Origin of the sequence: Streptosporangium sp. 'caverna' (assembly GCF_003203775.1) — a bacterium.
Taxonomy (GTDB): domain Bacteria; phylum Actinomycetota; class Actinomycetes; order Streptosporangiales; family Streptosporangiaceae; genus Streptosporangium; species Streptosporangium subroseum.
The window spans coordinates 6,181,322-6,203,173 of sequence record NZ_CP029711.1 but is presented as its reverse complement, the minus strand read 5'-3'; the positions used below and the strand labels follow the sequence as shown (position 1 = coordinate 6,203,173).

Below are 21,852 nucleotides of genomic sequence, written 5' to 3'. Positions count from 1 at the left end.
TATGGTTCTCGGGGTGGGTGACTGATGCACGTCGTCGCCACCGCGGGCCACGTCGATCACGGAAAGTCGACGCTGGTGCGGGCGCTCACCGGGATGGAGCCCGACCGGCTGGAGGAGGAACGGCGGCGGGGGCTGACGATCGAGCTCGGCTACGCCTGGACGACGCTGCCCTCGGGCGAGCGGCTGGCCTTCGTGGACGTGCCCGGACACGAGCGGTTCCTCGCCACGATGCTGGCCGGGGTCGGCCCCGCGCCCGCCGTCATGTTCGTGGTGGCGGCGGACGAGGGCTGGATGCCGCAGTCGGAGGAGCACCTGGTGGCGCTGGAGGCCCTCGGCGTACGGCACGGCCTGCTCGTGGTGACCCGCGCCGACCTCGCCGACCCCGCGCCCGCCGTCCGGCAGGCACAGGATCGCCTGGCCGCGAGCGGCCTGGGCGGGGCCCCGGCGCTGGCGGTGAGCGGGCGCACGGGCCAGGGGCTCGACGAGCTGCGAAAGGCGCTGGACCGGCTGGTGGCCACGCTGCCCGAGCCCGATCCCGGGGCGCCGGTGCGGCTCTGGATCGACCGGGCGTTCAGCGTGCGCGGCAGCGGCACGGTCGTGACCGGAACCCTGCCCGCGGGCACGATCGCGACCGGAGACGAGCTGGCGCTTCCCGGCGGGCCGGTGCGGGTCCGGGCGCTGGAGTGCCTGAAGGAGCAGGTGACCTCGGCGACGGGTGTGGCGCGAGTGGCGCTCAACCTTCGCGGCCGGGCCGTTCCCGAGCGGGGCCAGGCCTTGGTCACACCCGGCGCGTGGACGGATACCGACCTGGTCGACGTACGGCTCTCCGCAGCCGGAGCAGCAGGGGCGGGCGGAGGTCCGCCGGACGGCCCGCCGATGCCCGCCGAGCATGATCTACGGTCGCGCGCCACCCGCGGCCCATCGTCGCTCGACGGGCGCGACCTGCCGAGGCGGCTGACCGCGCACATCGGGTCGGCGGCGGTGGTGTGCGAGGTACGGCCGCTCGGCGGGGAGATCGTACGGCTACGCCTGGCCGCGCCGCTGCCGCTGCACGTGGGCGACGTGCTGCTGCTCCGTGACCCGGGCCGTGACCAGGGTGAGGTGAGGGTGCTCGCCGGGGCGAGCGTGCTGGACGTGCGCCCGCCCGCGCTGCGCCGCAGGGGCGCGGCACGGGATCGCGCGGCCCTGCTGGCGGCGGCCGTACCGGATGAGGCGTTCCTGCTGGGCACGCACCGGCTGCTGCGCGCGGGCGATCTGCTGGCCATGGGGTGCGCCCCCGCGGGGGCGCCGGTGTGCGGTGACTGGCACGCCGATCCGGCGTACTGGGCACGGCTGGGGGAGCGGCTGGCCGAGGAGGTGCGGCGGCATGCCGCGGAGCACCCGCTGGAGCCCGGACTGCCGCTGGAGGCGGCCCGTCACGAGCTCGGCCTGCCCGACCGGCGGCTGGTCGCGGCGCTGGTGCGGTCACCGCTCGCCGTGACCGACGGGCGGATCATGAGCGGGCCCGCGGGGCTGCCCGCGCCGGTGGCCCTGGCCGTGAAGCGGCTCGGGGCGGAGCTGTCCGCGCGTCCCTTCCTGGCGCCGGAGGCCGGGCGGCTGGCCGAGCTGGGGCTGGGCCCCCGGGAGCTGGCGGCGGCCGTCAGGGCGGGGGGTCTGTTCCGCGTGGCCGACGGGATCGTGCTGCTGCCCGGCGCGGACGCCAGGGCGGTGGAACTGCTCGCCCGCCTGCCGCAGCCGTTCACGGTCAGTCAGGCCAGGCAGGCCCTGAACACCAGCCGCAGGGTCGCGGTGCCGCTGCTGGAGCACCTTGATCGCAAAGGCCTCACCGAGCGGATGGACGAGACGCATCGCCGCTGCCGAATATCATCGCCCGAATAGTAAAGAATGCCCATAAATGTCCGCTATGACCGACAGGTATATGTTTGATCCTGAAGGGAACCATCGTCTTCGGAGGGAGCGATGGCAGATTACCTGCTGAGGAGACTGTTCGCGGAAGCCATTGAGACGACGCCGCTCATCGTCTTCGGCCCGGGTTCCGCTGTCGCCGCGCTCTTTGTGGGTAAAAGCCGGTTGGACCACGCCGGAACAGGCCCTGTCCCTCTCCCTCGTAGTGGTCGTTCCGGTCGTCCACGCATTCGGCGGCACCTCCGGCGCGTGTCAATCCGGCCGTCACCGGCGCACCCGCCGTGGACCGGCGGTTCTCCTGGCGAGAGGTTCCGGACCACCTCGTGGCCCGGCTCGTCGGTGGGTCCCTCTCCGTCGCCGTCCTCTGCCGGCGGTCGGCCGAGCCGGGCCGATCATCTTTCCGATCACGTCGAGTCCGGCACGCTTCCGCGATCCGGGCCGCCGGGGCGGGGAGGTGATCGCAGGACTGCGTGACAGCGGCCAAACGGCCGACCTACAGGCGCTTTCGGCAAGGAAGGAAAACGTTATGCCGGGCAATAAGGGTGTCGTCTACGAGGGACCGGGCAAGGTCGAGGTGCACACCACCGACTTCCCCGAATTCGAGCTCAAGGACGGGCCGGGGGTCAATCCCGCCAACGTGGGACGTAAGGTCCCGCACGGCGCGATCATCAAGGCCATCGCGACGAACATCTGCGGTAGCGACCAGCACATGGTCCGAGGCCGGACCACCGCGCCCCACGGACTCGTCCTCGGCCACGAGATCACCGGCGAGGTCGTCGAGACCGGTCCCGGCGTGGAGTTCATCAAGGTCGGCGATCTCGTTTCCGTGCCCTTCAACATCGCCTGTGGTCGCTGCCGCAACTGCAAGGAGGGCAAGACGGACGTCTGCGAGAACGTCAACCCGGACCGCCCGGGCTCGGCGTACGGCTACGTGGACATGGGCGGCTGGGTCGGAGGACAGGCCGAGTACGTCCTGGTCCCCTACGCGGACTGGAACCTGCTCAAGTTCCCGGACAAGGAACAGGCGATGGAGAAGATCCTCGACCTGGCCATGCTCGCGGACATCTTCCCGACCGGCTACCACGGCTGCGTCAGCGCCGGGGTGAAGCCGGGATCGACCGTCTACATCGCGGGAGCCGGTCCGGTCGGGCTCGCCGCGGGCGCCTCGGCGATCCTTCTCGGAGCCGCCGTGGTGATCGTCGGCGACCTGAACAAGGAACGCCTGGCACAGGCCCGCAGCTTCGGCTGCGAGACCATCGACGTGTCCCAGGGCGACCCGAAGGACCAGATCGAGCAGATCCTCGGCGAGCCCGTGGTGGACTGCGGGGTCGACGCCGTCGGCTTCGAGGCTCGCGGACACGGTGCCGACGCGGGGACGGAACGTCCCGCCACCGTGCTCAACTCGCTCATGGAGATCACCCGCGCGGGTGGCGCACTCGGCATCCCCGGCCTGTACGTGACCGGTGACCCCGGCGCCTCGGACGAGGCCGCCAAGCACGGATCGCTGTCCATCCGGCTCGGTCTCGGCTGGTCCAAGTCGCTCGGCTTCACCACGGGCCAGTGTCCCGTGATGCGCTACCACCGCCAGTTGATGATGGCGATCCTGAACGACCGGGTGCAGATCGCGAAGGCGGTCAACGCCATCCCGATCCCGCTCGACCAGGCCCCCCAGGGGTACCAGGAGTTCGACCAGGGAGCCGCGTCCAAGTTCGTGCTGGACCCGCACGGCATGCTCGCCGGGGCCAGGTAGGGCGTCCGGCCTTTTCGCCGGGGTGGGCGTCTCCGTGATCGGGAAGACGGTATGGACACCGGGCATCCGGATCCGTGACCGGGGCGACGGTGTGGACATCGCCCACCGGGCGTCCGGATCCGTGATCGGGAGGACGGTGTGTATCGCTCATCGGGCATCCGGACGGATCCGGATGCCCGATGGTCCCGCGACGGCCCAGAAGGGCGGACGACGACGGCCCACCGGCCCCCACCCGCAGGCGGGGGCCACCACCTCACAGGTGCGGCCCCGTGCCGCGTCGCCTCCCCGGTGCGAACGCCGAGCCGTCCACGCTGGAGGAGAGCGATGACCCACCTGATGACGGTGTCGCCGACGCCGGTTCACCGCCTGCCCCGGCTGGCCGAGGCACTCGACATGGACCCGAGCTGCCTGTGGGTCAAGCGCGAGGATCTGACCGGTCTCGCCGGTGGCGGCAACAAGGCCCGCAAGCTTCAGGTCCTGCTCGCCGACGCGCTGGAAGGCGGGTACGACTGCCTGGTGACCGGCGGCGGCGCCCAGAGCAACCACGCCCGCATGACCGCCGCGGCGGCCAACATCGCGGGGCTCGACTGCGAGCTGCTGCTCACCCGCCGGCCGGATTCGTTCGACCCGGGCGGAAACGTACTGCTCGACCGGGTGCTGGGGGCCACGATCCACTGGGTGGAGGGCGCCGTCCTGCCCTACGCCGAGCTGGAGTCGGCCATCCAGGAGCACAGCGAGAAACTGGCCCTGGAGGGCCGCCGGCCGTACGCGCTCCCGATCGGAGGCTCCTCGGCCCTCGGCGCCCGTTCGTACGCGGAGGTGGCGCGGGAGCTCGACAACCTGATCGATCCCGACCTCGTCGTGGTGGCCACCGGCTCGGGCGGGACGCACGCCGGCCTGGTCGCGGGCTTCGGCGAGCACTGCCGGGTCCTGGGGGTCGACGTCGGCGCGCGTCCCGCCCTGGCCCCGGCGGTGGAGGGCCTCGCGGTGGCGGCGGCGGCGATGGCGGGGCTGTCCCGGCCCAGCGGATCCTGCCAGCTCGACACCGGCCAGACCGGGGGCGGCTACGGCGTGCCGAGCGAGGCGGCGCGCGAAGCCCTGCTCACGGCGGCGCGTACGGACGCGCTCCTTCTCGACCCCGTCTACACCGCGAAGGCGATGGCGGGCCTGTTCGCCGCGCGCCGATCGGGGCGCATCGGCCGGACCACCCGCGTCGTCTTCATGCACACCGGCGGGCTGCCCGGGCTGTTCACGCGGAGATTCACCGAATGGCTGGCCGGGGAGAGCCGCTGACTCGCCGTTCCTCAGCGATCCTTGTCGCTCATGCGGACGATCTGGAAACCCGTCGTGGCGAGGATGCCGGGCAGGCTGCGGACGGCGGCGCGATCCTTTTCCCGGGAGGGTTCCGGCAGGCGGCTCCAGTCCTCCAGGTCGGGGTGACGCTTGCCGTCGTCGTCGCGGAGAGTGCCGTACGTCCAGCCGTCCGAGACCCGTTCGCGCACCCAGCGCTGGTGCTCCATGACGGCGAGCCGTTCGATCTCCTGGGGGGTGAAGGCGAACGCGAACTCGGGATCGACCCGTGGAGCGAGGACCCCGTCGATGGCCTTGAGCTTGCGTCCGATGTCCGCGGCCTGATCGCAGTTGGCCTTCCTCAACGACGCCGGCAGCTCGTCCCAGACGACCATCGCGGTGTTGCCGTGCGGTGAGTCGCCCCTGATCAGGCATTCGTGGAGGTAGTCCTCGTGTATCGCCCTCGCCAGCTGCTCGATCAGGTCCTCGCCGATCAGCTGGGGGTCACAGGCCTCGTCGGTGACGGCGAACACGTGAAGGGTGCCGTTGAGGTTCTCCAGCAGGTTGAGGCCGTCGAAGGCGTCGCCGACCATGCCCTGCTCGACCCTGATCACCATCGATTTCGGCGCCCGCGTCCACAGCCGAAGGGCGGTCAGCGCGGTCTTCAGGGCCAGGTCCTCGTCGTGATGGCACACGTACACCCGGTGGGGCGGGTCGGCGGGGACGTAGACGCCCTGGTCGAGGCGGCCGGGATCCACCGTGCGGAGATCCAGGTTCGCGTCGACGAACTCGTACCGCCGGCGCAGGACCGGCAGGATGGTCTCCGCGCGGGTGTCGACGACGGTCACGGGCAGAGGGGGCCGCGTGGACGGATCCCGCAGCCGCCAGCGCCTGGCCAGCTCGACGATCAGCGCGAGGCCGAAGTCGTCGAGGCCGATCAGCGTGATCGGCAGGCACTCCTCCACGGGATACCGGTCGAGGAGCACGCGCGCGGCGAGCTGGTCGAGATTGAAGAAGTCGAGGCGGAGGCCGGGCGGGTCGGGCATGCCGAGCCGGCGGGCCCGCAGCGCCGTGCAGAGATCCAGGTCCGGGATCAGCGCGTACGCCCTGAGCACTCCCGGCGTCGTCTCCGCCAGGGTGTGGGCGGCCATGACGATCCCGGTGTTCGTGAAGCTGCCCGCCTCGCACGCGTAGAGGACTTCCGCGCGGTGCACTCCCGCCGCCCGCAGCACCTTGGGATCGCGCGGGTCTCCTGTCACGTGGAGCACCCGGGGATAACCCGTCATGGAGACCGGCGTCGTGGTGACGACGACAACGCGGCGGCCCGCGGCGTGAAGCTTCTGGATCAGAGCCTGCGCGGCCGGGCCGTCCCCGCAGACGACGGTGTGATGCCGGGACTCACGTGCTCGCAGCCGTCGTATCTCGGCCGTCAGCAGCAGGCGCGTGGTCTCGATGAGCGCGTAGATCGCCACGGCCGGAGCGGCGAAGCGCGCGAACTGCAACGTCCAGGGGAGTGGATCCGCCGCCTCGAACGAGGGCGGATCGAGGACGAAGAGCTGAAGCGTGGCGTAGAGGACGTCGAGTGGGGAGTGGGCCAACTCGGTGTGGAGCGACAGGTAGGAATGCATTCCCACATAGCCCACCACCAGAGTGCCGGCCGCGAGGATCGCGAACGTCACGCGTAGGGCGGCGAAGGGGGTTTGCACGAGACCCCCTTCTCGCGGCTTTATCCGGAAAGACCGGAACGGCGTTTACCGTACAGAAAGAATTGGACGCTAAAAGGTTCCTTTACCACTAGTAGTTCGGATCTTTCGCCGCTGTCAAGATGTGATCTTATTAATGCCCCCGAGGCTCCGCCCGTACGGCGGGAAATCCCTTGGGGTCACGGCTGGGAACGTGCCTTGCTCTCGCGGATCAGTTCGGCATATCGGTGGCCGCTGGCCTTGACGGTCCGGACCTGGGTGTCGAAGTCGACGTGGACCAGGCCGAAGCGCTTGTCGTAGCCGTAGGCCCACTCGAAGTTGTCCAGGAGCGACCAGGCGAAGTATCCGGCCAGGGGGACACCCTGGTCCATCGCGCGGGCACAGGCCGCGAGGTGGCCCTCCAGATGAGTGACGCGCTCACGGTCGTCGATCACACCGGCCGGATCGATCACGTCGTTCCAGGCGGAACCGCTCTCGGTGACGAAGATCTGCCTGGCCCCGTACTCCCGGGTCAGGCGCAGCAGGAGCTGCTCGAGCCCCTCGGGGTGAACCTCCCAGCCCATCGCGGTGGTCGTCGCACCGGGCACCTCGACCTGGCGGATGTGCGGGGCGGGGCCGCCGGGGTCGTCGGCGATGATCTGGCGGAAGTAGTAGTTCACCCCGTGGTAGTCCAGCGGGGCGGCGATCGTCTCCAGGTCGCCCTCCTGGATGGGCAGGTCGACGCCGTAGAGCTTGACCATGTCCTCGGGGTAGCCGCGGCCGGCGATCGGGTCGAGCCACCAGCGGTTGATGTGGCCGTCGGCGCGCTCGGCGGCGGCCCGGTCCTCATCGCTGTCGGTGGCGGGCTCGCAGGGGCTCAGGTTGTTGACGATTCCGATCGACGGGGTGCGCTGCGCCGAGGCGCGGATCGCCTGGGTGGCGAGACCGTGGCCGAGGTGCAGGTGGTAGGAGGTGCGCACGGCCGCGGTCAGATCGGTCACCCCGGGGGCCATCGAGCCCTCGAGGTGGCCGAGCCAGGAGGAGCAGAGCGGCTCGTTGAGAGTGGTCCAGTCGGTGACGCGGTCGCCGAGCGCACCGGCGACCACGGCCGCGTACTCGGCGAAGCGGTAGGCGGTGTCCCGCTCAGGCCAGCCGCCGAGGTCCTGCAGCCCCTGCGGCAGGTCCCAGTGGTAGAGAGTGACGAACGGGCGGATCCCGGCCTCCATGAGGCCGTCGACCAGCCGGTCGTAGAAGGCGATCCCCTTCGGGTTGACCGGGCCGGAACCGGTCGGTATCACCCGGGGCCACGCCACCGAGAAGCGGTAGGCGTCCACGCCGAGCTTCCCGAGCAGGCCGAGGTCCTCGGGCCAGCGGTGGTAGTGGTCGCAGGCCACATCGCCGGTGTCGCCGTTGTCGATGGTGCCCGGGACGTGGCTGAACGTGTCCCAGATAGAGGGCAGCCGGCCGTCTTCCTGGGCCGCGCCCTCGATCTGGTAGGCCGCGGTGGCCACGCCCCAGGTGAAGTCGGGGCCGAAGGCGGACTGCGAATCCATATGTGAGCTCTCCTTGAGGTGAAAACGGGTGTGACGCGGTCTCGCCCGGCGGGCTACTTGACCGCGCCCGCGGTGAGGCCCTGCACCAGGAAGCGCTGCAGGAGCAGGAAACCGGCCACTACGGGGATGCTGACCACGAGGGAGGCGGCCATCACCTGGTTCCAGTAGACGTCGTTCTGGGTGGCGTATCCCTGCAGCCCGACGGCCAGGGTGCGGGTGGAGTCGTCGGTCATCACCGAGGCGAAGAGCACCTCTCCCCACGCGGTCATGAAGGCGTAGACGGTGACCGCCACGATGCCCGGCATCGCGGCGGGGATGACCACCCGCATCAGGGCGCCGATCGGCCCGCTGCCGTCGACCTGGGCGGCCTCGTCCAGCGCGATGGGGATGGAGTCGAAGTAGCCGACCAGCATCCAGATGGAGAACGGCAGCGAGAAGGTCAGGTAGGTGATGATCAACCCGGTGAGGCTGCCGTAGAGATTGATGCCGATGACGTTGCTGAGGTTCACGAAAATCATGAAGAGCGGCAGCAGGAAGAGGATGCCGGGGAACATCTGGGTGGACAGCACGGTGACGGAGAAGATCCTCCGGCCGGGGAACTTGAAACGGCTGATCGCGTAGGCGGCGAAGATCGCCACCGTCACCGACGCCAGGGAGGCGACCGTCGCCACGACGAGGCTGTTGCCGAAGTAACGGGCCAGCGGGATGGTCTTCCAGATGTCGACGAAGGGCCGCAGGCTGATCGTGGTGGGAAGCCAGTGGAAGTCGCCCTGCACGTCGCTCAGCGGCTTGATCGCCGAGGTCACCATCACGTAGATCGGGGTGAGCGTGAACAGGCTCAGGAAGCCGAGACCGATCCAGCGGGCCCAGGGCAGCCAGCGGGGCTCACGCATCGCTCCTCCTTCGCGAGGTCGCCACCAGATAGATGGAGGTCACCACCAGCAGGAACAGCAGGAGCAGCACGGACATCGCCGAGCCGGAGCCGAAGTTCCAGGTGACGAACGAGCTCTGGTAGATGTGAATGGAGATCAGGTCGGCTTGCTCCGGAGCTGACTTCCCGAAGAGCACGTAGGGCGTGTTGAAGTCGTTGAAGGTCCACAGGAACAGCACCAGGACCACGACCTGGTTGACGGGGCGCAGCATGGGCATGGTGATCGAGCGCAGTTGCCGCCACCAGCCGGCCCCGTCGATCGCGGAGGCCTCGTAGAGGTCGCCGGAGATGTTCTGCAGCCCGGCCATGAGCACCAGGAAGGCGAACGGCCAGGTCCGCCAGACGCAGACCACGATCAGCGAGATGAAGCTGTTGTCGCCGATGAGCCAGAACGGGCGGTCACCGGCGTCGGCCAGGTGGAGCTGGTCGACGAGGATGTGGTTGACCAGACCGGAGTCGCGCTGGAGCATGAAGCTCCAGGTGATCACCCCGGCGTAGACGGGCAGCGCGTAGGGGACCAGGAACAGCGCGCGGAGCACGCCCCTGCCGCGGAAGGCGCCCTGCATCAGGACCGCCCCCATGGTGCCCAGCAGCCACGACAGGGCGACCGTCAGCACGGTGAAGACGACGGTGACGAAGAAGGAGTGGAGCAGGGAACTGCCCACCGCGGAGTCGAAGTCGACGGCGATGCGGTAGTTGGACAGCCCCACGGACGGAGCGGCCGACCAGTTCCGGAGATAGAACTGGGTGAGCTTGAGGAAGCTCATCCAGATGCCGATCACCATCGGCACCACGTGGATGAGGAGTTCCAGGAGGATCGCCGGAAGGATCAGCAGGTACGGCAGGCTGAGACGGCGAAACCGCACCGGGATCCGGGCGAACAGCCCTCCTCTGCGCCGATGCGGGGCGCCGGAAGGCGGACCGGCCCCGCGCCCCGCATCGGGGCGGGGCGTGGTGGACACGACCATGAACATCATCTCGATCTCGTGAAATAGGTTATCGGTGCCGGGCGGATCGCCGCCCGGCACCGCGTCTGGAGCGAAGAGATCAGCCGCCGGCCTGCATCTGCTCGTTCGCGTCGGTCAGCTTGGACTTGACGTACTCATCGGTGATCGCCGTGCCACTGGCCGCGTCCGCGAACATCTTGTTCATGGCCGTTCCCACCAGGGTCTCGAACTGGCTCTCCTCGGCCACCTGGGGCAGCGGGGCCGCCGTGGTGCCGAGAATCTCCTGGAAGGTCTTGATCATCGGAGTCTGGAACGCCGGGTCGTCATAGGCGTCCGTGACGGTGGGGAGCGAGCCGTAGGTCTTGTTCAGGGTCTGCTGCGTCTCCTTGCTCGTCATGAACTTGGCGAACTGCAGGGCCGCGTCCTGGTTCTTGCTGCTCTTGAAGATGGCCAGGTTGATGCCGGCCACCATGCCGTTGACCTGCTTGCCGCCCTGGGCGGGGTCGGGCAGCGGGATGGGGGCGAGGCCGTAGTCGTCCTCGGTCATGCCGGCGGCCTTCGTCTGGCTGGCGATGGACTGCCACATCAGCATCGCGGCCTTGCCGGAGGTGAAGTCCTGGACGGCCTCGGTGCCGTTCGAGTATTCGGCGTTGCTCGGGTTGACGATCTTGTGTACGGCCATCAGGTCCAGGTACTGCTTGATCGCGGCGACCTGCTTGGGAGAGTCGAACTGGGGCTTGCCGGTGGCGTCGAAGAGGTCCGAGCCGTGCTGCTGGCCGAAGATGAAGGCGTGGTGGGCGTTCTCGCTGACGCTGGCACCTTCCACGGCCAGGCCCCACTGCTTGCCCTTGGTGAGCTTCTTGCCGTCGGCGATCAGCTCGTCCCAGGTCTTCGGCGGCTCCGCGATGCCCGCCTCGCTGAACAGCTTCTTGTTGTAGAAGAGGCCGTAGGTCATCCCGTAGATCGGGAGCGCGGTGGGCGGCTGCCCCGCGGCGCCGGTGGCGGCCAGGCTCGGGCCGAGGAAGCGCTCCTTGCCTCCGACCTGGGCCAGCAGCGCGTCGTCCCAGGGGACGAAGGCGCCGGTGGCCTGCAGCGAGGCGGACCAGGTGTTGCCGATGTTGAGCACGTCCGGGCCCTGCCCGGAGGTGGTGGCGGCGAGGATCCGGTTGAGCAGGTCGGCCCAGGGAACGACTTCGAGATTTACCTTGATCCCGGTCTGCTTCTCGAATTTGTCCAGCTCGGGCTGGAGCACCTGCTTGTCGTTGTCCAGGCTGGTGCCCTGGTTGGACGCCCAGTAGGTGAGCGTCTTGGGCGCGGCCTCCGTGGATCCGCCGGCCGCGCCGGATCCGGTGTCGTCGCCGCCGCAGGCGGCGGCGGAGAGCGTGAGCGCTCCCGCTATCGCGATGATGCCGAGCTTTCGTATCTGCACAGTCGTTCTCTCAATCGGTCGTGACCCCGGGCTGGGTGGAGGCCGGAGCCGGTTTTCCGTGGTGCGTGAGCGGCATGACCGCTGTATCTGCGAGAGGCCTCCGGGGCTGTGGGGCCCGTCCCGGCGGGGACGGGCCCGGAGGCCTCAGACCTCAGTGATCATCGGGGGTGCCCGCACGAGGTGGTCGGTGGTCCTGTCTGGTGGGGATCGCCGAGGAGGCCGGCCGGGCTGTGCGCGGCGTCTTCGGAGAAGGAGGAGGCCGTCACGTCCTTGACCGCCGCCGGCATCCTGCCGGCGGACGTGGCCAAGCCGACGGCGGCGGGACCGGATGTGGTCACCGCGATCGGGGTGGCGAGCAGGCCCCGGGGGCGCCTGCCAGGACTTCGGGATGGGTACACGGCCTCTTCCTTGGAGCGGGGTGTCTGCCGCGGTGCAGGGCGGCGTGACGGGAGAGCGCTCTCCAGATGGAGAGTGCCCCTGTGCATCAGGGGCTGTCAAGCCTCCTCCCGGCTGTTCCCCGTCTTGAAGCCCACTTAGAAGGGATTAAATCCCCTAATGGGCGGATTTTTCCGTCTTGTTATCGCCGTGTAACCACTGGGTGCGCAAAATCGGGGGAAGATGGACGCTCAGGGAGCGCTCTCTGACCGCCGGATCGCCCGGTGGACGACGCCCGCGGAAGGCGGAGGGGCACCACTCCCTTCGTGATCCCGTTTCCCCCGCGTGAACAGCGGGTTTCGGATTGGTCGAGGGCTGAGTCTTGACAGCTCCCGATGCCTGGGTCCACTCTCTCTGGAGAGCGCTCTCCCGCCCTGCCGCCCTACACGGTGGCAGCACCCTGCTGTTTCTGAGGATCTCCGCCTCCATGGCGAAGCCGGCATTCGAGGCCCCGAACAGGGCACTCAAGGAGTTCTGAAGGAGTGAGCGGACTGACCCCTCACCGACGTGCTCATCCGGGCGGCGTCGGGTCGATCACCCGTATGCGCGGATCGTCCGCCGGATAGCCCAGTTGCCGGATGAGGTCGGAGGTCCCGCCGCGGCCGTCGCCCGGCTGTCCGTCCCAGACGACGACCGCGTACGGCCTGCGGGCGAGACGGCGGGCCATGTCGATCATCCACTCGTTGGCGCGGTCGAACACCTCACCGTCGGCGGACGCGTCGCCTGCCCCCTCGGGCAACTGCCTGACCTCGGCGACCTTGAGCAGGCGACGGAACCGCTCACGCCATTCGGTGCCCGGCAGGTCCACCGAGCGTCGTTCGAACTCCTCGGGTGGCAGCGCGAGGCAGAGCACGACGCGGGCGCCGCGGGAGTGCCCCTCCTCGGCCGCGATGATGTCCGCGCCGCGGGCGCCGCCGCAGATCACGATCGCGCCCGGCCCGACGCGCCATTCGTCGAGGGCTCCACCCACCAGGTCCGTCACCCACGGAACGCGTGAGGGGGGAAAGCGGGGACTCGGCCGATCGGGTCTGTCGACCAGATGACCGCTCGCGAGCACCACGGGAGTCGTCACGCCGGCGTCCCGCACGCCGCGGTGAGCGACGCTTCCGGCATCCGTACTTCCGGCTCCCGTACTTCCGGCGTCCGTGCCCCCGCTCGTCCGGGTGGGCTCGGGCCGGCCTTCTGGTCGATCGTCGTTTCGAGCCGTCACGCGGTGGTGCCTTCCTGCCGGATCCGCCTGGTCCTCCACGACGAGGATGTGCCCTCTTCGCGTCGCCGCCGTCGAGGGCGGGCTCGTTCGTCGCCTAGGTGCTTATGCCCAGCGGGCCCGGCGCGCCACCGCCGTCTCCGATCGAACGGCGGCGCCGGCGCGTCATGAGGCGGAGTTCGCCACCGGGTGACGGAGGCGTGACGGCGGCTCCGCGCCCAACGGGGCACTCCGTGGACATCTCGGTCGTCACCGATGATCGAAATGGGGTGGGCGGCGGGGAGCTTTATAGCAAGTGATGACAAATTACAGAGCAAAAAGGCCAACGCATGAGATCGCTGACCCGCGATACGCCTTGATGGTTCTCTGGCTCTAATTTAGGATAATTCCTATCAATGGAGTAGGGAAAGCGGGAAGGTGGCGGTTTTGCGCGCACTCATCCTCTTGGGCATCGTCGGTTTCCTGGCGCAGCTCGTCGACGGCAGCCTGGGTATGGCCTATGGCGTCACCTCGACGACCTTGCTGCTGGCGGTCGGTACCAACCCCGCCGCCGCGTCGGCCACCGTCCACCTCGCCGAGATCGGCACCACCCTGGCCTCCGGCATCTCCCACTGGCGTTTCGACAACATCGACTGGAAGGTCGTCGCCAAGATAGGCATCCCCGGCGCCGCCGGCGCGTTCGCGGGGGCGACCTTCCTCTCCAGCCTCTCCACCGAGGTCGCCGCCCCGATCATGTCGATCATCCTGCTCGTGCTCGGGGCCTACGTCCTGATCCGCTTCACCGCCTTCGGCCTGCCGCGCGGCAACCTGGGCAAGCCGTTGCGCAAGCGCTTCCTCGGACCGCTCGGCCTGGTCGCGGGCTTCGTCGACGCCACCGGCGGCGGAGGATGGGGGCCGGTCGGCACCCCGGCCATCCTGGCCAGCGGCCGCCTGGCGCCGCGCAAGGTGATCGGCTCCATCGACGCCAGCGAGTTTCTCGTCGCCATCGCCGCCAGCGTCGGCTTCTTCTTCGGTCTCGGTTCCGAGAACATCGACTTCGCCTGGGTCGCCGTCCTGCTGCTCGGCGGCGTCATCGCCGCCCCGATCGCCGCCTGGCTGGTGCGCCACATCCCGCCGCGCATCCTGGGCTCGGCGGTGGGCGGTGTGATCATCCTGACCAACGTGCGCACCCTGCTGCGCAGCGACATGATCGATGCCCCCGGCAACGTTCAGACCGCCGCCTACCTCGCCATCGCCGTCATCTGGGCGGCGTCCATCGCCTACTCGCTCCGCGAGTACCGCCGCGACCGCGACAACGAGTCGGTCGAGGCGATCGAGGGTCTGGACCGAGGTCCGGTCGCGGAGGGGGCGGCGGGCTCCACTCGCTGAACGGGCCCACGGCCGAACAGGTCGAGGGCGGCGGGTCGAAGAGGCGGCGAGTCGGGGGCCGACGGCTGAACGGGCCGACGGCCGAACGGGTCGGGGGCCGACGGCCGAACGGGTCGCAGAGACGGCGGGCCGAGTCCGAGCGGCTCGCCGGCTCAGGCGAGCCGCTCGGTGATCTCCGAGATCTGGGCGCTCTGGTCGGCGACCATCTTCTTCGCCAGGTCACCGGTCGGACCGTGCTGTCCCAGGGCGACCACGACCTGCGCCATCTGGACGCCGCTGCCGAGGTGCTTGCCCAGCACGCTCAGCCACAGCTTGTCGAAGTCGGCGCCGGACCTTCTCTTCAGGGATGAGACCTGCGTGGCGGACAGCATGCCCGGCATCTCGTGGAGGGCATCGTCGTTCCTGGCCGGGACCTCGACCTTCCACGACCGGAGCCAGCCGGACATGAGCTCGATGTCGGCCGACTCGCCCTGCTTGATCTTCTCCGCCAGTTCGCGCACATACGTGTCGGTGCTCCGGTCGGCCGCCAGCTCGGCGAGCTGGATCGTCTGCCAGTGATGGGTGATCATCTCCTGGGAGAAACGCACGTCCGCCTCGACCCGGGTGGGCGCACCGGCCGCGTTGGCCGCCGCGCCCGCGGGAGGCGGAGACACGTCGGCCGCGGCCGAGCACCCGGCGATCAGTGTGGTGGACATCAACACGACTGCGGCCAGAGACCGGTGCCTGTGTGATCGCCGGGTGCTCATGAGGATGCTGTCCCTTTTCTCTGGCCGTGGAAGGATCGTCCGTGTCGTTCCACAGGGAAATACGCGCACCTCGCGGACAGGGTTCACTGCTTGCCCGGAAAAGTGACCGAGCGCGCATTTTTACGCACTGAAGTGCGGATATACCCTGAACCCCTCATCCCCGGGCACCGAGCTAGTCGGGCATGCCCTGGTGTTCCGAGATGCTGTCCAGCCAGGCGCGGTGCAGGCCGGCGAAGCGGCCGGCATCCGCGATGAGCCGGTCGGGCGGGCCGTCCTCGACGATCCTGCCGCCGTCCATCACGAGCACCCGGTCGGCGATCTCCACGGTCGACAGCCGGTGAGCGATGATCAGAGCGGTCCGGTCCGCGAGGATCGTCTGCATCGCCCGCTGCACCAGTCGCTCGCTGGAGACGTCCAAGCTGGAGGTCGCCTCGTCGAGGATCAGGATCGCGGGATCGGCGAGGAAGGCCCTGGCGAACGCCACCAGCTGCCGCTGACCCGCCGACAGCCGTCCGCCGTGCTTGCCGACGGAGGTGTCGTACCCCTCGGGAAGCGCCGAGATGAAGTCGTGGGCGCCGATGGACCGGGCGGCCTCGACCACCTCGGCCATGGTGGAGCCGGGCCGGCCGAACAGGATGTTGTCGGCGACGGAGCCGGAGAACAGGAAGTTCTCCTGGGTCACCAGCACCACCGCCTTGCGCAGCGTGTCCTCGCCGAGGTCACGCAGGTCGACGCCGTCCAGCAGGACCCGGCCGGCCACGGGGTCGTAGAACCTGGCGACCAGCTTCGCCAGCGTGGTCTTGCCGGCCCCTGTGGTGCCGACCAGCGCCACGGTCTGCCCCGCCGGGACCGTCAGCTCCATCCGGGGCAGCACGGGGGTGCCGTCCAGGTAGGAGAACTCCACCGCCTCGAACCTGACCTCCCCGCGTGGCCGTTCCAGCGCCACGGGGTCGCGGGGCTCGGCCACCTCCGGGCGCTCCTCCAGCACGCCGGAGAGCTTCTCCAGCGCCGCGCCGGCCGACTGGAAGGTGTTGTAGAACTGGGAGATCTCCTGCATCGGCTCGTAGAACTGGCGCAGGTAGAGCAGGAACGCGGCGAGCACGCCGATCTCGATGTGGCCGTCGATGTGCCGCCATCCGCCGTAGAACAGGACGACCGCGATCGTGACGTTCCCGATCAGCTTGACGCCCGGCATGAAGACCGCGATCAGCTGCATGCTCTGCTTGTTGGCGTCCCGGTAGTCGACGTTCAGCTGGGAGAAGATCGCCTGGTTGCGCGGCTCCCTGCGGAACGCCTGGACCGCGCGCATGCCGGTCATCGACTCCACGAAGTGGACGATCACCAGGGCCACGGTCTCGCGGGTCCTGCGGTAGATCAGGCTCGACTGCCGCCGGAACCAGCGGGTGAACAGCAGCAGGATCGGCAGCGGCAGCAGGGCGACCAGGCCCAGGGGAACGTCCAGGACGAGCAGCAGGACCGCCGTGCCGACCAGCGTCAGCACGGCCGTGACGAGACCGTCGAAGCCCGACTGCAGCATCTCGGAGATGGCGTCGATGTCGGAGGTGAGCCGGGAGACGACCCGGCCCGAGGTGTAGTTGTCGTGGAAGGACAGCGACAGCTTCTGGAAGTGGTCGAAGACCCGGCGCCGCAACTCCAGCAGGATGTTCTGACCGATGCGGCCGGCCATCCGCAGGAACACCATCCGGGTCACGGCCTGGGTGATCGCGGCTGTCAGGATCACCGCGACGACCGTCACCAGCGTGGTCGGCTCCTTGCCCGCGAGCATCGGGGGGATGCCCGAGTCGATGCCCACCTTGATCAGGTAGGGGATGGAGAGCGCGGCCACGTTGGAGAGCACGATGACCGAGACGAGCAGGATGATCTCCCTGCGGTACGGGCGCAGCAGTTCGCCGAGCAGCCGCCTGGACCGGCTGCGGAGCAGGAAGGACACCTGCTCGGACAGCTCGTCCTGATCCTCGGCGGCGACGCCGCGCCAGTCCTGCTCACCGGTCTCGGGGCCGGTCCCGGTCGTGGTCTCTGCCTCCGTCCCGGTCTCCGGTCCGGCCTTGCTCCCGGCGTTCCCGACGCTCCCGGCGTTTGCGGCGGTTCCGACGCTCCCGTCGTCCTCGGCTTCGTTCTCGGCTTCGGCTCTGGTCTGGCTCATCGCACGGCCTCCTCGATGTCCGGGTCGCTGGAGAGCAGGGCGCGATACTCCGGCACGCTCGCCAGCAGTTCGTGGTGGTGGCCGACGTGTGCGATCGTGCCGTCCAGCAGCAGTGCCACCTTGTCGGCGAGCAGTACGGTGGACGCCCGGTGCGCGACGACGATCCCGGTGGCGTCGCGCAGCACGTGCCGGAGCGCCTCCTCCACCAGGGCCTCGGTCTCGACGTCCAGGGCGGACAGGGTGTCGTCCAGCACGAGGATGCGGGGCCTGCTGAGGACGGCGCGGGCCAGCGCGAGGCGCTGGCGCTGACCGCCGGACAGGGACATGCCCTGCTCGCCGATCCTGGTCTCCAGACCCCACGGCAGTTGGTGGACGAACCCGGCCTGGGCGATCCGCACCGCCTCCGCGATCTCCTCCTCGGTGGCGTCGTGCCGCCCGAGCGTGAGGTTCTCCCTGACGCTCATCGAGAACAGGGTCGGCTCCTCGAAGGCCGTGGCGACCATCGAGCGGAGCGCGGGCAACGACAGATCCCGGACGTCGTGCCCGTCGATCGTGACCCGGCCCGCGCTGACGTCGTACAGCCGGGGCACCAGGGCGGTCAACGTCGTCTTGCCCGACCCCGTCGCGCCGACGATCGCCACCGTCTCGCCAGGGCGTACCTCCAGCCAGACGTCGCGGAGCACCGGTTCGGCGGCGCCGGGGAAGCGGAACTCCGCGCCCTCGAAGCGAAGGTGGCCGCGCGGGTTCTCGATCACCCCGGTGCCTCCGACGATGTCCGGTTCGGTGTCGAGCACCTCCATGACCCGGTCCGCCGCGGTCATCGCCTCCTGGCCCATCGTCAGGATGAAGCCGAGGGCCGAGATGGGCCAGACCAGCTGCAGCATCAGCGTGGTGAAGGCCACCAGCGAGCCCGTCGTCAGCGAGCCGGAGCCGACGGCGAGAGCGCCGAGCAGCAGCACGAGCGCGAGGGTGATGTTCGGGATGACCTCGAGGAAGGTGAAGAACCTGGCCGACAGCCGTACCTTCTCCATCGAGGTCTCGTAGACCTTGAGGGCTCCCTCGTCGAAGGTGCCGAAGACGTACCGGCGGCGGCCGTAGGCCTTGATCGTGCGGATCCCGGCCGCGGACTCCTCGACGACCGTGGCGAGGTCGCCCTGCTGGTCCTGGACCCGGCGGGAGATCGTGATGTACTGACGCTCGAAGTTCAGGGAGGTGACCAGGACCGGCACCACCGAGGCGACGACCAGCAGGCCGAGCGGCCAGTACATCTGCAGCAGCAGCCAGGTCACCGTGATGATCTGCAGGGTGATCAGGACGAGGAAGAGCAGACCGAAACCGAGGAACCGCCGGATCGTCGACAGGTCGGTCGTCGCGCGGGACAGCAGCTGGCCGGACTGCCAGGAGCCGTGAAAACTCATCGGCAGTCGCTGCAGGTGCTGGTAGAGGTCGTCGCGGATGCTGGTCTCCAGGCCGAGGACGGCATCGGCCAGGAACCACCGCCGCAGGAGGACGAACAGCGCCTCCAGCACGCCCAGGGCCAGGGCGAGCAGCGAGAGGGGGAGGAGCGCCCCGGTGTCGCCCCGGGCGACGGGGCCGTCGATGATCTCCTTGCCGACCAGCGGGATGACGATGCCGATCCCGACCGCGCCGAGGGACGGCAGCCAGATGAGGGCCAGGCGGAGGGCGTAGGGGCGGAGGTAGGACTTCATGCGCCACAGCGAGTTCATCCTGCTGCGGTGCGGGGAGGAGGGCTCAGGCAGTGGTGTTTCGGACGTTCGATCGGGGACTGCTGTATCAGGGGGCATCAGCAGGCAGCACGCTCCTCACGGTCTTCAGTTAAGGTGATCGCCTTACGGGATGAAGGGCCAGCTAAGGCTAGATCCCCCGTCAACTGGTTTTCCGTGCCCCGCTCCTGGCCGGACGCCCCGTCGGATCACCGTCACCCGCGGTGCGGGCGACCACCTAGTTTCCGTGTCCGGGCACGACGTTGACAACTTGTTTCGAGGCGGTCATGTTGTCACCGCCGGGGCAGGTAACCCCTACGACCTTGGCTTTCGTCCGCCCTTCCGGGGGACTCCGCGCAGGAGCCCGCTCCCGCGGGCGGGGGCCGACGGTAAACGGCGCCTGCCCGTACGGACCGCGACGGCCCGCTCCCGCGCGGGCGGGGCCCGGTGCCTCCACCGGGTCCCGCCCGCGACCGTCGTGCTCCCGCGGCCGGTGTCACATCCCCGCGGTCGTCATCGCTCCCGTGGTCGTCGCGCCCCGTGGGTCATCGTGTCCTCCCGGCGGTGAGGGTGGCCATCTGCTCGCGGACCTCGTCGTCGGGCTCGCCGGGCAGCGCCGCCCGGACCCACCCGAGCACCTCCTCGGGTACGGCCTCCGCCGGCCAGGTGGACAGGGCGTTCAGCGCGGCCCGCCGTATCGGGGTGATCCGGGTGGCGAGGCCCACCCGGATCAGCGGCAGACCGGTCCCGGGAAAGGCGCCCAGACTGCTGACCAGTGAGTTGAGAATCCAGTCCGCCTCGTGGCCGGGGCCGAAACCGAGGTGGTCGGCCGGACCGTCGGCGAGTTCCTCCAGCGGGAGCAGCCGTTCGGCCAGGCCGGTGAGGAGCGCGGCCTCGGCGGGGGTGGCGTTCTCCATCGCGACGTACCAGGCGTGCTGGTCGAGCGGGTTGAGATCCAGGTACGCCATGGCCTGCGGGACCACCGGCAACCCGAGCCGGGAGGCCGTCCACAGCGCGGCGGCGAAGTCCTCCCGGAACGGATCCGCCAGGTGGTCGAGAACGAGGTCCTGCCATCGAGGCTGCCGCAGCAACTCCTCGTAGCGGTCACGCAGCACCTGAAGATCGTCGTCGGACCAGTCCAGTCCCTCCAGGGGACGCCGCAGGAACCAGACGATGCCGAGCAGGTGGTTGAGCCGCCCGACGGTCGCCTCGTGCCAGTCGATCAGCTCCGCGTACCGGCTCAGGGCCGGTACGGCGTCCGCGTAGTCGGTCATGTCCTTGGCCGGGCCGCCGAGGGCGAGGGCGGACAGGATCCCGCCCGCGCCGTCGAGCAGGTCGTCGTCGATCTCGGATTCCAGGAGCGCGGAGTACAGGTCACCGGTCGTCGCGGCGAGGTGGGCCAGATACTCCCCCATGATCCCGTTGCGGAAGCCGTCCCGCAGGAGCCAGGCTTTGATCTCCGGGTCGTCGCAGCCCTCCAACCGCTCGACGGCATGGATGCGGCCCCAGTCCCGGACGCGGCGGGCGAGCTCGTATACCGCCCGCCGCGGGTCGGGCTGGGTGCGCGTCAGGGCGACCACGGCGTAGAGGGTGAACTCCTCCAGCGCTCCGAGGAGGAGCAGCAGGCCGCGGTCGCGGCTGTCACCGCAGGCGCCGACGAGCACGAGCCCGATCTTCGTGGCGTTGCGCCGGGTGCCGTGCTCGGCCAGATGCAGTCCCACGGCGTGCAGCCGGTCCCTCGGCAGCCGCCTGCGCCGCAGCTCGTCGAGGAGAGCGTCGGCGATGTCCAGCGCGGGTGGGTCCGCCGCCCGCTCGTGCAGCCGGGCCAGGTCGCCCGGGCGCGGTGGAGCGGTGACGAGGGACTGCATCAGGTCGGCGATCTCGCCGACCGCTCCGAGGTCGGAACCGGGGGCGAAGTGATGGGTCCTTATCCCGTCCAGTACGGCGGTGCCGATGAACACCCCGCCGTCGTCGGCGCGAGGAGGTTCGTCGGGGAGCAGCTGAGCCTCTTCGGGCCACGGGCCGGCGCCGTACCGCAGGGACATCTCGAGTGCGTGAGCGAGGAAGGTGGGGCCGTCGCCGACGGGGGCGTCACCCAGCTTCCAGGTGCCGGGCTTCACCGGCTGGGGCGGTGGTCGCCCTTTCCATAGATCATCATGTCCGCAATGATGCACGCCGTCCGCCCCGCGTGCAAGCCCGTTCTCGCCGAGCCGGAAACCCCGGGCCGGAAACCCGGCCGGGTCCGGAGGCCGCCGCCCCGGGGGACCTGGACAAGTGCCGGGCCGACTCGACTTTGTCAGTACGGCGGCGGTCCGCGCGCTTCTCGCGCGCCCTCCCACGCTCCTACCGTCGAGATCCACGTCGGCAGTGACGGAGGTACGCGGTGATTCATCAACTCATCTTCGCGGCACCCAAACCTGGGATGGCGGAAGAGGAACTCCAGCAGTACTGGCTGAAGGTGCACGCCGTCTCGTTCGCGGCAAGACTCCGCAGATCGGGAAGTACCTCGTCGACGCCAGGATCCCCTTCTGGAAGGACGAGGACGAGCCGCTGCGGAGCGGCGTCGCGGAGATCTGGCTCCGTAACGGGCAGGAGCGGCTGGAGTCCCTGCAGACGCCGGAGTTCCTGGAGGGCGCCCGCCTGGACGCGGCGGGACGCGCGGCCGATCGTGTCGCGGAGGGAAGGTGAGCAGGTCGGACCGTCCTTGGAGCCGCTCCCCAC

Annotated in this window: 16 protein-coding genes; 5 read left to right on the top strand and 11 right to left on the bottom strand. The window is 69.6% G+C overall.

Annotation, left to right across the window (positions count from 1 at the left end):
* Positions 1–24 precede the first annotated feature (24 nt).
* The 3 genes from DKM19_RS27225 (at position 25) to DKM19_RS27210 (ending at position 4,948) form a co-directional block, all read left to right on the top strand.
* The gene (locus DKM19_RS27225) at positions 25–1,878 is read left to right on the top strand and encodes a SelB C-terminal domain-containing protein (RefSeq protein WP_110699373.1); all 1,854 of its coding nucleotides are present in this window, start codon (positions 25–27) and stop codon (positions 1,876–1,878) included.
* Between the two features lie 553 nt (positions 1,879–2,431).
* A complete protein-coding gene (gene fdhA / locus DKM19_RS27215) occupies positions 2,432–3,655 on the top strand; it encodes a formaldehyde dehydrogenase, glutathione-independent (protein ID WP_110699369.1) in 1,224 nt (407 codons plus the stop codon).
* A gap of 324 nt (positions 3,656–3,979) precedes the next feature.
* The gene (locus DKM19_RS27210; protein WP_110699367.1) at positions 3,980–4,948 is read left to right on the top strand and encodes a 1-aminocyclopropane-1-carboxylate deaminase/D-cysteine desulfhydrase; all 969 of its coding nucleotides are present in this window, start codon (positions 3,980–3,982) and stop codon (positions 4,946–4,948) included.
* Positions 4,949–4,959: 11 nt separating this feature from the next.
* Here DKM19_RS27210 and DKM19_RS27205 read toward each other — a convergent pair whose 3' ends face one another.
* From DKM19_RS27205 to DKM19_RS27175, 7 genes are all read right to left on the bottom strand, one after another.
* Positions 4,960–6,651, bottom strand: a complete 1,692-nt coding sequence (locus DKM19_RS27205) for a RyR domain-containing protein (protein ID WP_110699365.1) — start codon at positions 6,649–6,651, stop codon at positions 4,960–4,962.
* A 176-nt stretch (positions 6,652–6,827) separates the two neighbouring features.
* Positions 6,828–8,180: a GH1 family beta-glucosidase gene (locus DKM19_RS27200; protein WP_110699363.1), complete on the bottom strand. Its 1,353-nt coding sequence runs from the start codon at positions 8,178–8,180 to the stop codon at positions 6,828–6,830.
* Positions 8,181–8,233: 53 nt separating this feature from the next.
* Positions 8,234–9,073, bottom strand: a complete 840-nt coding sequence (locus tag DKM19_RS27195; protein WP_089207259.1) for a carbohydrate ABC transporter permease — start codon at positions 9,071–9,073, stop codon at positions 8,234–8,236.
* Positions 9,066–10,088: a carbohydrate ABC transporter permease gene (locus DKM19_RS27190; protein ID WP_239513614.1), complete on the bottom strand. Its 1,023-nt coding sequence runs from the start codon at positions 10,086–10,088 to the stop codon at positions 9,066–9,068. The genes DKM19_RS27195 and DKM19_RS27190 overlap by 8 nt, the downstream gene beginning before the upstream one ends.
* A 70-nt stretch (positions 10,089–10,158) precedes the next feature.
* Positions 10,159–11,487, bottom strand: a complete 1,329-nt coding sequence (locus tag DKM19_RS27185) for a sugar ABC transporter substrate-binding protein (RefSeq protein WP_110699361.1) — start codon at positions 11,485–11,487, stop codon at positions 10,159–10,161.
* Between the two features lie 158 nt (positions 11,488–11,645).
* Positions 11,646–11,885, bottom strand: coding sequence for a hypothetical protein (locus DKM19_RS27180; protein ID WP_110699359.1), 240 nt, complete (start codon positions 11,883–11,885; stop codon positions 11,646–11,648).
* Between the two features lie 548 nt (positions 11,886–12,433).
* Complete coding sequence (locus DKM19_RS27175) at positions 12,434–12,994, bottom strand: hypothetical protein (protein ID WP_162641802.1); 561 nt, start codon at positions 12,992–12,994, stop codon at positions 12,434–12,436.
* 561 nt (positions 12,995–13,555) lie between these two features.
* Here DKM19_RS27175 and DKM19_RS27170 point away from each other — a divergent pair.
* Positions 13,556–14,497 (top strand): sulfite exporter TauE/SafE family protein, encoded by a 942-nt coding sequence (locus DKM19_RS27170; protein ID WP_110706007.1) that lies wholly within the window; start codon positions 13,556–13,558, stop codon positions 14,495–14,497.
* Positions 14,498–14,649: 152 nt separating this feature from the next.
* Here the strand turns inward: DKM19_RS27170 and DKM19_RS27165 are convergent, their stop codons facing one another.
* The 4 genes from DKM19_RS27165 to DKM19_RS27150 form a co-directional block, all read right to left on the bottom strand.
* A complete protein-coding gene (locus tag DKM19_RS27165) occupies positions 14,650–15,192 on the bottom strand; it encodes a DUF305 domain-containing protein (protein ID WP_162641801.1) in 543 nt (180 codons plus the stop codon).
* 223 nt (positions 15,193–15,415) lie between these two features.
* A complete protein-coding gene (locus DKM19_RS27160) occupies positions 15,416–17,407 on the bottom strand; it encodes an ABC transporter ATP-binding protein (protein WP_110699353.1) in 1,992 nt (663 codons plus the stop codon).
* Positions 17,404–19,116, bottom strand: coding sequence for an ABC transporter ATP-binding protein (locus DKM19_RS27155; protein WP_239513613.1), 1,713 nt, complete (start codon positions 19,114–19,116; stop codon positions 17,404–17,406). Before DKM19_RS27155 ends, DKM19_RS27160 begins: the two co-directional genes overlap by 4 nt.
* Positions 19,117–19,676: 560 nt before the next feature.
* Positions 19,677–21,251 carry a hypothetical protein gene (locus DKM19_RS27150; protein ID WP_110699349.1) on the bottom strand — a complete coding sequence of 525 codons (1,575 nt, stop codon included), beginning with the start codon at positions 21,249–21,251 and terminating at the stop codon, positions 19,677–19,679.
* Between the two features lie 247 nt (positions 21,252–21,498).
* On the opposite strand from DKM19_RS27150, the gene DKM19_RS49810 reads away from it, so the two are divergent.
* Complete coding sequence (locus DKM19_RS49810; protein WP_162641800.1) at positions 21,499–21,819, top strand: hypothetical protein; 321 nt, start codon at positions 21,499–21,501, stop codon at positions 21,817–21,819.
* The last annotated feature ends 33 nt before the right edge of the window (positions 21,820–21,852 follow it).